Source organism: Segatella sinensis (genome assembly GCF_040095255.1).
Taxonomy (GTDB): Bacteria; Bacteroidota; Bacteroidia; order Bacteroidales; family Bacteroidaceae; genus Prevotella; species Prevotella sinensis.
In genome coordinates this window covers 21,998-33,482 of record NZ_JBBNGE010000022.1, presented here as the reverse complement: position 1 = coordinate 33,482, position 11,485 = coordinate 21,998, and the positions used below count along the sequence as shown (strand labels likewise).

The following is an 11,485-nucleotide window of genomic DNA, read 5'->3' as shown; positions in this document are numbered from 1 at the left end:
TAGCCGCATCTCACGCGAGATGCGGCTATCTGCATAATTGAAGCGTAACTCTATCATATTCTATTCATATTCAATGATATTCTCAAACTGATTCCATGCAGATTTGCGATAAGCATCGAAGCTGCCTTTTGGAACATACAGGATGACACGCCTGAAATCAGATTCACTGAAGACATCCTGAATCCTGGTCTTCCAGATGGCATTACCGATGACTGGCGGCAAGGCGCTTCGGAAACAGATACTGTGCAGATTCGGACTGTTCTCCACCATCTGCTTCATCACATGGAACTTGGTATCCGGAAACACCAGTTTCCTCAGATCGGGCTGATCGGCAAACGCCTTCTTTTCTATTTCATCTATCTTATAGGTCATTCCCTGGAAGTTCACCGTTTTAGGTACCTCGATGCAGGAATCCTTGGAATTGGCAGCCCTGACCGATACGACTCCACCACCCCACGACTTATAAGCCAGGTTTCCTATCTTAAACTCTGCCACCACATCGTATCCACGAGGAGGCTCGTTCACCTTATTATATATAACCACACCCGTAGTACATGCCGCCAATATTCCCGAAGATATCCAGAAGGCAAGCAGGTTGCGATGCAGAGAATGAATATGTTGGCGCATGGCGGTCATGTTGGGATATCGCTCCTCCAACGGACGGAGGCAACGCTTCAATCCCAGGCGATAAGAGAAATTCAGCCTCATCTTGTCCAGGATAACGCCCACGCTGTAGATATCATTGCGCACATCGGTAGGTCCGCCCTTCTGCTGTTCGGGAGAAACATATCCATCTGTTCCCGCCGGTTCCTTCAGTACGGCATAGCTGTCGGCATCAGCCAATCCGAAATCTATCAGCTTCAGCACACTCCCATTGCGGGTAACCATCATATTGGAAGGTTTCAGGTCACGATGCACCACCTGCATGTCGTGTACAAACTCAAGTACCACGAGCAGCTGGTTGGCGATATGCACCCTTTCCGCCTTGGAATGATGTTGCAGGAGCCACTCTTCCAGAGTTACTCCATCTATCCATTCCATCACGAGGCATTTGCCATATCCATCCACTTCTTCGATACCCATTACCTCGGCAACTCCGGGATGCTGGACATGCTTCATGATATCGAATTCCTTCTGAAGCAAGCTCTGATACACCTCGCTATTGCGCACAGCGGGAGCGAGCGCCTTCAAGATCCACCACCTGCCATCACGCTTGGCACGGATAAGGATATTAAAGCCACTAGCCGAGATTTCTGTCATGTTGCTGAACTGCGCAGAAGTCGTTTCTGAGGGAGGGAAATAAAAACCCGATACTTGCTCCATGCATGCAAAGATACAACATTTTATAGAAACCTACACTATTTTTTCAAATTTTATCTCCTTTTTGAACAGAATCATGGTGATAAATCATCAAAAAGTCGTATCTTTGCAGCCGAAATTGCAATTTTATATATAATTAATGAAGATTCTAGTAACGGGTGCGTCGGGTTTTATCGGCAGTTACATCGTAGAAGAAGCCTTGCGACAAGGCATGGAAACCTGGGCGGCAGTTCGCCCTACCAGTTCCAGAAAATATCTGCAAGACGAGCGCATCCATTTCATCAACCTCAATCTTTCTTCAGAGGAAGAGTTGGAGAAGGAACTCGCTCCGCACGAGTTCGACTATATAGTGCATGCAGCTGGCGCTACCAAGTGTTTGCATGCAGAGGATTTCTATAAGGTAAACACCGAGGGCACCAAGCACCTGGTGAATGCCATCCTGCATCTGGGGATGCCCATCAAGCGATTTGTCTTCGTCAGCTCGCTCAGCATCTTTGGAGCCATCCGCGAGGAGCAGCCTTATCAGGAAATCTGCGAGAACGATGTGCCTAAGCCTAATACGGCATACGGCAAGAGCAAGCTTGCCGCAGAGCGCTATCTCGACAGCATCGGCAACAATTTCCCTTATATCATCCTGCGCCCTACCGGCGTATATGGTCCAAGAGAAAAAGACTATTTCCTCATGGCGCAGAGCATCAGGCAGCACGTGGATTTCGCCGTAGGATTCAAGCGTCAGGACATCACCTTCGTGTATGTTCAGGATGTGGTGCAGGCAGTTTTCCTTGCCCTAGACCATGGTATGAACGGCAGGAAATACTTCCTCAGCGATGGCGAAGTTTACCAGTCGGAAGCTTTCAGCGACCTGATTCATAAGGAATTGGGCAATCCATGGATGTTGCGCATCAAGGCTCCTATCTGGGTGCTTCGCATCGTAACCTTCTTTGGCGAGTATCTCGGCAGAATGACCGGTAGGATGTCGGCACTGAACAATGACAAGTATAACATCCTGAAACAGCGCAACTGGCGTTGTGACATCGAGCCAGCCATGGACGAGCTGGGCTATCATCCCCACTACCCTCTGTCAAGAGGTGTAAAGCTTGCCATCAAGTGGTACAAGGATAACGGATGGCTGTAATAAAATTAAAAATCAATAATGATAAAAGATTATTTTAAGATAGAAAAGAACCCCAAGAAAGGGTTCCTGCCACTGGAATGGGTGATGCTGGGCTATATGGCGATAACAGTCTTCACCATGCTCTTTACCTTTACCAAGGTGGTGAATCCGGAGTCGATGCTTTGGGGCAGATTGAGAATTCTGGTCATGACCCTCGCCCTTTGGGGCGTATATCGCATGATTCCATGCAGAATAACGAAGATGATACGCATCATGGCGCAGATCGCCCTGCTTGCCTGGTGGTATCCAGATACTTACGAGATCAACCGCATGTTCCCCAACCTCGACCATATCTTTGCGGGATGGGAACAGGATCTCTTTGGATGCCAGCCCGCCCTGCTCTTTGCCAAGGCACTGCCCTGGGCGGTGGTGAGCGAACTGATGTCGATGGGATACTTCATGTATTATCCTATGATAGCAGCGGTAGTTCTCTACTATTTCTGCTGCAGATACTATGAGGCAGAACGGGTTAGCTTTGTACTGCTTGCCAGCTTCTTCATCTACTATCTCATCTACATTTACGTGCCGGTAGTAGGACCAACGTTCTACTTCGATGCCGTGGGAGTGCAGGATATTGCCAAGGGCATCTTCCCGGCAATGGGCGATTACTTCAACACCCATACCAACTGTCTGCCAACCCCAGGCTATACCGACGGAATCTTCTACCAGCTCGTAGAGAATGCCAAGGAAGCAGGAGAGCGACCTACCGCCGCCTTTCCGAGTTCGCACGTGGGCGTAAGCACCATCTGCATGCTCCTTGCCTGGCACAGCAGAAACCGCAAGCTGCTCTTCACCATGCTGCCATTCTACATCTTCCTGTGTATGGCTACCGTGTATATCCAGGCGCATTATCTCATCGATGCCATCGCCGGATGGATCTCTGCCGTAGTCATCTACTTCATGCTGATGGCAGTTTCGAAGAACATGAAATGATGCGGCATGGAAGATACAGGAAAGAAATCATATTAAATACATCAAACATAAATTAGAATTCATCTAGAACAATGAAGAAACTGTTTATTGAAACTTATGGCTGCCAGATGAACGTGGCAGACAGTGAGGTAGTTGCCTCTGTGATGCAGATGGCAGGCTACGAGATTTGTGAGAAAGAAGAAGAGGCTGATGCCATCTTCCTGAACACCTGCAGTATCCGCGAGAATGCAGAAAACAAGATTTACCATCGCCTCGACACCCTCCATGCTGAGCAGAAGAAGGGAAGAAAGGTGATTCTCGGCGTATTGGGCTGTATGGCAGAGCGAGTAAAGGATGACCTCATCCAGAACCACTATGCCAACCTGGTTTGTGGACCCGACAGCTATCTCAACCTGCCGGATATGATTGCGCAGTGCGAGATGGGTACCAATGCCATCAACATCGAACTCTCTAAGACCGAGACCTACCGTGACATCGTGCCTCAGCGCATCGGTGGCAACAGAGTGAGCGGTTTCGTAAGCATCATGCGTGGTTGCAACAACTTCTGCCACTACTGCATCGTGCCTTATACCCGTGGACGTGAGCGCAGCCGTGATGCAGAGAGCATCCTGCGTGAGGTGCGCGATTTGCAGCAGCGTGGCTTCAAGGAAGTTACCCTGCTGGGACAGAACGTGAACAGCTACGGTCTCTCAACATCGGGCAAGCGCGAGGAAGGCAGCCTTTCCTTCGCCGAACTCCTCCACATGGTAGCCCAGGCTGTGCCGGATATGCGTGTACGCTTCACCACCTCTAACCCAGAGGATATGACCGAGGACATCCTCCACGCCATTGCCGAAGAACCAAACCTCTGCAAGCACATCCACTTCCCTGCACAGAGCGGAAGCAACAAGATATTGAAGCTGATGAACCGCAAATACACCCGTGAGGAGTATCTGCAGCGCATCGCCGACATCAAGCGCATCATCCCGGGCTGCGGCATCACCACCGACATCTTCGTAGGTTATCACGACGAGACCGAGGAAGACCATCAGGAAACCCTCTCGCTGGTGAAGGAAGTAGGCTTCGACAGCGCCTTCATGTTCAAGTATTCGGAGCGCCCGGGCACCTACGCAGCCAAGCATCTGCCAGACAACGTTTCTGAAGAAACCAAGATAGCTCGCCTCAACGAGCTCATCAAACTGCAGACCGAGGTGAGCGCCGAACAGAACAAGAAGGATGAGGGCAAGGAATTCACCATCCTCATCGAGAACTTCAGCAAGCGCAGCCGTGAGCAGATGATGGGCCGTACCGAACAGAACAAGGCTGTGGTCATCGACAAGGGTAACCACCACATCGGAGAGTTCGTAAAGGTCCGCATCACCGGTTCTACCTCTGCTACCCTCTTCGGAGAGGAAGTAAAGGAGTAAGGATGCTCCCTCTAAAAGAGTAAGAATGCTTCTTTAGAAAAAGAAGTGAAAATATACCCAATTACTCCCAGAAGAAGAAAAAACGGAGCCAAAACGACTCTTCTATAAGAAAAAACTGAATAAAAGTCAAGAAAGACCGCCAAAAGTTTGGCGGTTTTCCTTAAAAACACTATATTTGCACCTATGAAGGAATTTTTGCAAATCTTACGACGATTCGTCCCTCCCTACAAGAAATATCTGGGGCTCTCAGTTCTGTTCAATATCCTGTCTGCGGTATTGAACATCTTTTCGTTTGCAGCCTTGATACCAATCCTGCAGATTCTCTTCCAGGTAGATGGCGGAATCCGTGCCAACGACTATATGGAATGGGACGGAACGCTGGGCAGCATCAAGGAAGTGGCAACCAACAACCTGTATTATTATATCCAAGAGTTCATCGTGGCGCACAGTGCATCACTGGCTCTGCTGGTTATCGGCTTGTTCCTTGCCTTCATGACATTCCTCAAGACGGGAGCCTATTTTCTGTCTTCAGCCACCATCATCCCTATCCGTACGGGTATTGTTCGCGATATCCGCAACCAGCTCTACCAGAAGATTACCTCGCTTTCGCTGGGCTTCTTCAGCGAAGAGCGCAAGGGAGATATCATCGCCCGAATGAGCGGTGATGTGCAGGAAGTAGAGAACAGCATCATGTCGTCGCTCGATATGCTCTTCAAGAATCCTGTCCTGATTCTCTTCTATTTCATTACGCTCATCTGCATCAGCTGGCAGCTCACCCTCTTCACCATTCTCTTTGTACCACCTTTCGGCTGGTTCATGGGTGTTGTGGGAAAGAAACTGAAGGCACAAAGTACCGAGGCACAGTCGCTCTGGAGTGATACGATGAGTATGGTAGAGGAGACCTTGGGCGGATTGCGCATCATCAAGGCTTTTTGTGCTGAAGATAAGATGAACTGTCGCTTCAACCAGGTGAATAGCAGTTATCGCGACAACATCATGCGCGTGAACATCCGTCAGCAGATGGCTCACCCGATGAGTGAGTTCCTGGGAACCATCCTCATCGTGGTAGTATTGTGGTTTGGCGGTATCCTGGTTCTGGATTACGGCAGAATCGATGGTCCTACCATCATCTTCTACCTCGTGATGCTCTACAGCATCATCAACCCGCTGAAGGAATTCTCCAAGGCGAGCTATAATATCCCGAAGGGATTGGCAAGCATGGAGCGTATCGACAAGATTCTTCAGGCAGAGGTAGAAATCAAGGACAAGGAGAACCCTGACCATATCGCCAGCTTTGAGCACCAGATAGAGTTCCGCCATGTATCCTTTGCCTATACCGACCATCAGAACGATGAACTGGTTTATGTATTGAAGGATATCAACCTCGTGATTCCTAAGGGAAAGACCATCGCACTGGTGGGACAGAGCGGTAGCGGAAAGAGTACGATGCTCGACTTGATACCTCGTTACTACGATGTACAGGAGGGCGAAGTGCTCATCGACGGCATCAATGTGAAAGACCTTGCCGTGCACGACCTCCGCCAGCTGATAGGTAATGTGAACCAGGAGGCAATCCTCTTCAATGCCAGCTTCAAGGACAATATCCGCTTCGGCAAGACCGATGCTACCGATGAAGATATCGCCAATGCGGCAAAGATAGCCAATGCCTACGAGTTCATTACCAAGTCGGAACATGGTTTCGATACCGGAATCGGTGATCGTGGCGGCAGACTCTCCGGTGGTCAGCGCCAGCGTGTAAGCATCGCCCGTGCCATCCTCAAGAATCCTCCTATCCTCATCCTCGACGAAGCAACATCGGCTCTGGATACCGAAAGCGAGCGTCTGGTTCAGGATGCCTTGGAGAAACTGATGAAGACCCGTACCACCGTGGCTGTAGCCCACCGACTGAGTACCATCAAGCATGCAGACGAGATTTGCGTACTGCATGAGGGAAGGATTGTGGAGCGTGGTACACACGACGAGCTGATTGGAAAAGACGGATATTACAAGAAGTTGCACGATATGCAGCAGGTGTAATATAATTGAGAATTAATAATTAACAATTAATAGTTTTGTTGATGGTTAAGATTGTTTATGCATTATTTTATGCAATATCGCTGCTGCCTTTCAGGCTACTCTATTGCATCGCCGATTTCGAGTACTTCATGATGTATCGCGTCATCAAGTACCGCAGGGGTATTGTGCGTAAGAATCTCACCAGCTCTTTTCCTGAGAAATCAGAAGAAGAGATTATCGACATCGAGAAGAAGTTCTATCGCTGGTTCAGCGATTACTTCTTCGAGGCTGTCAAACTGCTCAGCATCAGTGACAAGGAGTTGCGCCAGCGATTCCAGGTCATCAACAGCGAGGAAGTGGAGCAATGTTTCCTGGAAGGTCAGAACGTGGCAGCCATCCTGGGGCATTACTGCAACTGGGAGTGGCTTTCGTGCGTGGGCATCGAACTGCCTAAGTCACGCAAGATAGGCCTCATCTATCATCCACTGCGCAACCAAGCCTTCGACGAACTCTTCAAGCGCATCCGTTCTCACGAGGAGAATGGCGTGGTGGTGCCCAAGAAAGACATCCTCCGCTACTTGGTGGATTACAAGCGCAAGGGCATCTTGAGCATCTTCGGCTACATCAGCGACCAGGGACCTAAGTGGGAGAACATCCACCTGTGGCTTCCTTTCCTCAACCATCCCGAAACCCCAGTGTTTACGGGTGGCGAAAGAATCATGAGGAAGATGAACAATGCCGTGTTCTATGTAGAAATGTCGCGCCCGAAGCGAGGCTATTATACTGCCACTTACAAGCTTATCACCCGTGAACCCAACTCATTGCCGGAGCACGAGATTACCCGCCGCTTCTTCCAGATGCTGGAAGAAACCATCCGCAAGAATCCACCTTATTATTTATGGACGCATAACAGATGGAAGCGAACCCGGGAGGAGTTTGACAAGCGATATGAAATCAAAAACGGTAAAGTAATTCCTAAAGAATCATGAGAATAGTTCTTTTCTGTGAAAACAAGTATGCCATAGACATACTTAATCCGATACAAGAACATGTGACAAAGCAGCATTTGCCACACGAGATATTGTGGTATATCCACAAACCAAAGATAGACAGTTTTCCATACGCCGACCAGGTGAAATGGACCAACTCTATTCAAGAAGTCTATGACTTCCAGCCAGAGGCTATCTATGTGCCAGGCAACATTGTTCCATACTATCTGCCAGGCGTCAAGATACAGGTATTCCACGGCTATGCCGCAGAGAAGAAAGACCACTGGATTATCCGCCGTTACTTTGACACCTATTTCACCCAAGGTCCTTACTTCACTTCTCACTTCGAGGCTCTGGCCAAGAGATATGGAGATTTCGAGGTGTTGGAAACGGGATGGCCTAAGCAGGATTGGATCAAGGAAAACCTGCATAAATATGATGCCGCCCGAGAGAAACTGCTCAGGGAAAGCGGCAAGGAGACCTTAATCCTTTACGCTCCTACCTTCTCGCCAAAACTCACTTCGCTTCCTTACATCAAGGAAGAGCTGGGCAAGCTGGCTAAGGAGCGCAATGCCCTGGTAGTAATGAAGTTCCATCCGCTTACCCGCCAGGAATGGGTAGATGAATACCGTGAATGGGCTGCAACCAAGAAGGATGTTCTCTTCATCGACAAGGGAGAGAACGTAACGAAATATCAGCTGATGGCAGATACGCTCATCAGCGACACTTCTTCTACCATCTATGAGTTTCTGCTGCTCTCTCGCCCTGTCATTACCCTCGGCACCATATCCAAGGATATCTACTGGGAGAACATTACAGAGCCAGGTCAGCTGATTGCCGCCTACGACCATGCCCTCACAGACCCTGAGGCGATAGCCAAGCGACAGTGGATAGTAGACAACTACGATCCATATTTGGACGGCAACGTATGCCAGCGCATGCTCGACGGAGCCGAAGACTACATCCGTCGCCATGGTGTACCAAAGAACAGAAAGCTGAATCTCTGGCGTAAATATACCAGCATCAAGACATTTGGAAGAATCAAAAAAGAATAAAGATATGCTTAATTTTACAGTAGGACCCGTGATGGCAAGCGATGAGGTTAGAGCCATCGGCGCTGAGCAGGTGCCTTATTTCAGAACAGCAGAGTTCTCCGCCATCATGAAGGAGAACGAACAATTGATGAAGCAGTTTGCCAAGGCATCAGACGATGCCCGCACGGTATTCATCACAGGTTCGGGTACAGCCTCTATGGAAGCCGTGGTCATGAATGTATTCACTCCTGCCGACAAAGTACTGGTAGTGAATGGCGGTAGCTTTGGCCATCGTTTCGTACAACTCTGTGAAATTCATGAGATTCCACATACTGAAATCAAACTTGAGATGGGTACTCCACTCACGGCAGAAGACCTCAAGCCATACGAGGGACAAGGCTACACCGGCTTCCTCGTCAATCTACATGAGACTTCTACCGGCGTACTCTACGACATCCAGATGATCAGCGACTTCTGTCATCGCAACCATATTTTCCTGGCCGTAGATTCCATCAGTTCTTTCCTCGCGGACCCATTCAACATGAAGGAACTCGGCGTGAACGTAATGATTACGGGTTCACAGAAGGCACTGGCATGTCCTCCAGGCATCTCTGTCATCATTCTCGATACAGAGGCAATCAAGCGAGTAGAGGCAAACAAAGTGAAGTCAATGTACTTCGACCTGAAGGATGCCTTGAAGAATGGTGAGCGTGGACAGACTCCTTTCACCCCAGCCGTAGGAACCTTACTGCAGATTCATGCCCGCCTGAAGGAGATAGAGCGCAATGGCGGTGTGGAGAGCGAGAACCAGCGCATGAAAATGCTTGCAGAAGATTTCAGAAACAAGATCAAGGACCTGCCATTCACCATCGTTTCCCAATCGATGTCAAATGCCGTTACTCCTCTGCATCCGCAGAACGCCTCAGCCTACGACATCTTCCTGAAGCTGAAAGACGAGTATGGCATCTGGGTATGTCCTAATGGTGGCGATATGGCAGAAAAGGTGTTCCGTGTAGGTCATCTCGGCAACCTGAGTCCGGAAGACAATACTAGGCTTGTTGATGCACTGAAGGATATGCAGGCTAAGGGGCTGCTATAACATATATAATAAGGTATAGAGAACATTCAAGATAGAGAAACTTATGGTTAAAGTCATCACATACGGTACTTACGACCTGCTTCATTATGGTCACATCCGTCTCTTGGAACGCGCCAAAGCTCTGGGCGACTACCTCATCGTGGGCGTAACCTCGGATACCTTCGACCGTGAGCGTGGCAAAATCAATGTGCAACAATCACTCATGGAACGAGTGGAAGCCGTGCGTGCCACCGGCATTGCCGATGAAATCATCATCGAGGAATACGAGGGACAGAAGATTGACGACATCAAGCGACTGGACGTAGATATCTTTACCGTAGGTTCTGACTGGAGAGGCAAGTTTGACTATCTCAACGCCTATTGCAAGGTGGTTTATCTAGACCGCACTCAGGGTGTATCGAGCACGGAGATCAGAAGCGAGCAGCAGGTGGTTCGCCTCGGACTGGTTGGCGAATCGCCTATCCTCAACAAGATAGAGCGGGAAAGCCAATATGTCAATGGATTGGAGGCAGGAAAGGTTTTCTCCCTCAACGACCAATATCTCTCAGAGAATCTGCAGGCAGAGGAAAAGCAGGCAGCCAGTTTCCAGGAACTCCTGGACGAAAGCGATGCGCTCTATGTCATCTCTGCCCCAAGCAAGCACTATGCTCAGATAAAGGAGGCATTAGAAGCTGGCAAACACGTATTGTGCGAATCGCCTATCACCCTTCAGCCTCAGCAATGGGAAGAACTCAAGGCAATAGCAAAAGATAAGAAGGTAGTCTTGATGGACTCTATCAAAACCGCCTATTCCGTAGCCTATTACCGACTCTTACTCTTGGCAAAGGGCGGTATCATCGGCGATATCATGTCGGTGGATGCCACCTGTACCAGTCTCGTAGACTTCGACCCGACCCAGGATTCCCAGAAGAGTCTTTACGAATGGAACAGTATCTGCGCCTGGGGCCCGACAGCGCTCCTGCCTATCTTCCAGCTTCTGGGCACAGAATACAGCAGCAAGCAGATAGCCACCCACTTCCTGGACGAGGCAAAGCGCTATGATGCCTTCACCAGGATATCCTTCCTCTACCCTCATGCCGTAGCTTCACTGAAAGTAGGACAAGGCGTAAAATCGGAAGGCGAATTGATTATCTCAGGTACCAAGGGCTATATCTACGTACCAGCCCCATGGTGGAAGACCGATTACTTCGAGGTGAGATACGAGAATCCGCAGAATAACAAGCGCTACTTCTACCAGCTGGATGGAGAAGGGTTGCGCTATATGCTCCTCTCCTTCCTCAAAGCCATCCGCACCGGCAAGGACTTCTCGTATGTATCCGATGACATATCAGAAGAAATCGTCAGGACTATCGCCAATTTCGAGGCAAGAAAAGACATGGTCATCATATAGGTTCGTCTACATGATGTCCATTTCCTTTCTTGAAAGCTTTTTCCTTTTAGTCTTAACGGCATTTATATAATTTAACAACTATTAGTGCAAGAAAGCACAAGTTTCTCTGTTATTATACATATAA

9 protein-coding genes are annotated in these 11,485 nt (G+C 49.0%); 8 read left to right on the top strand and 1 reads right to left on the bottom strand.

What is annotated here, in order from left to right; translation table 11 throughout:
* Positions 1–60: 60 nt before the first annotated feature.
* The gene (locus tag AAAT87_RS07920) at positions 61–1,260 is read right to left on the bottom strand and encodes a serine/threonine protein kinase (protein ID WP_349226135.1); all 1,200 of its coding nucleotides are present in this window, start codon (positions 1,258–1,260) and stop codon (positions 61–63) included.
* A gap of 199 nt (positions 1,261–1,459) precedes the next feature.
* Between AAAT87_RS07920 and AAAT87_RS07915 the strand changes: the two genes are divergently transcribed.
* The 8 genes from AAAT87_RS07915 to AAAT87_RS07880 all read left to right on the top strand — a co-directional run bounded on the left by AAAT87_RS07915 (position 1,460) and on the right by AAAT87_RS07880 (position 11,361).
* On the top strand, positions 1,460–2,455 hold the full coding sequence (locus AAAT87_RS07915) for an NAD-dependent epimerase/dehydratase family protein (RefSeq protein WP_117663798.1): 996 nt from the start codon (positions 1,460–1,462) through the stop codon (positions 2,453–2,455).
* 18 nt (positions 2,456–2,473) lie between these two features.
* The gene (locus AAAT87_RS07910) at positions 2,474–3,427 is read left to right on the top strand and encodes a phosphatase PAP2 family protein (RefSeq protein ID WP_349226134.1); all 954 of its coding nucleotides are present in this window, start codon (positions 2,474–2,476) and stop codon (positions 3,425–3,427) included.
* A 71-nt stretch (positions 3,428–3,498) separates the two neighbouring features.
* Positions 3,499–4,833: a tRNA (N6-isopentenyl adenosine(37)-C2)-methylthiotransferase MiaB gene (miaB, locus tag AAAT87_RS07905; RefSeq protein WP_349226133.1), complete on the top strand. Its 1,335-nt coding sequence runs from the start codon at positions 3,499–3,501 to the stop codon at positions 4,831–4,833.
* A gap of 183 nt (positions 4,834–5,016) precedes the next feature.
* Positions 5,017–6,870, top strand: a complete 1,854-nt coding sequence (locus tag AAAT87_RS07900) for an ABC transporter ATP-binding protein (protein WP_349226132.1) — start codon at positions 5,017–5,019, stop codon at positions 6,868–6,870.
* A gap of 41 nt (positions 6,871–6,911) precedes the next feature.
* On the top strand, positions 6,912–7,838 hold the full coding sequence (locus tag AAAT87_RS07895) for a lysophospholipid acyltransferase family protein (RefSeq protein WP_349226131.1): 927 nt from the start codon (positions 6,912–6,914) through the stop codon (positions 7,836–7,838).
* Positions 7,835–8,893, top strand: a complete 1,059-nt coding sequence (locus tag AAAT87_RS07890) for a CDP-glycerol glycerophosphotransferase family protein (protein ID WP_349226130.1) — start codon at positions 7,835–7,837, stop codon at positions 8,891–8,893. The genes AAAT87_RS07895 and AAAT87_RS07890 overlap by 4 nt, the downstream gene beginning before the upstream one ends.
* A gap of 4 nt (positions 8,894–8,897) precedes the next feature.
* Positions 8,898–9,971 carry a pyridoxal-phosphate-dependent aminotransferase family protein gene (locus AAAT87_RS07885; RefSeq protein ID WP_349226129.1) on the top strand — a complete coding sequence of 358 codons (1,074 nt, stop codon included), beginning with the start codon at positions 8,898–8,900 and terminating at the stop codon, positions 9,969–9,971.
* A gap of 43 nt (positions 9,972–10,014) precedes the next feature.
* Entirely contained in the window at positions 10,015–11,361 is a 1,347-nt protein-coding gene (locus tag AAAT87_RS07880; protein ID WP_349226128.1) for a Gfo/Idh/MocA family oxidoreductase, read from the top strand.
* Positions 11,362–11,485 lie beyond the last annotated feature (124 nt).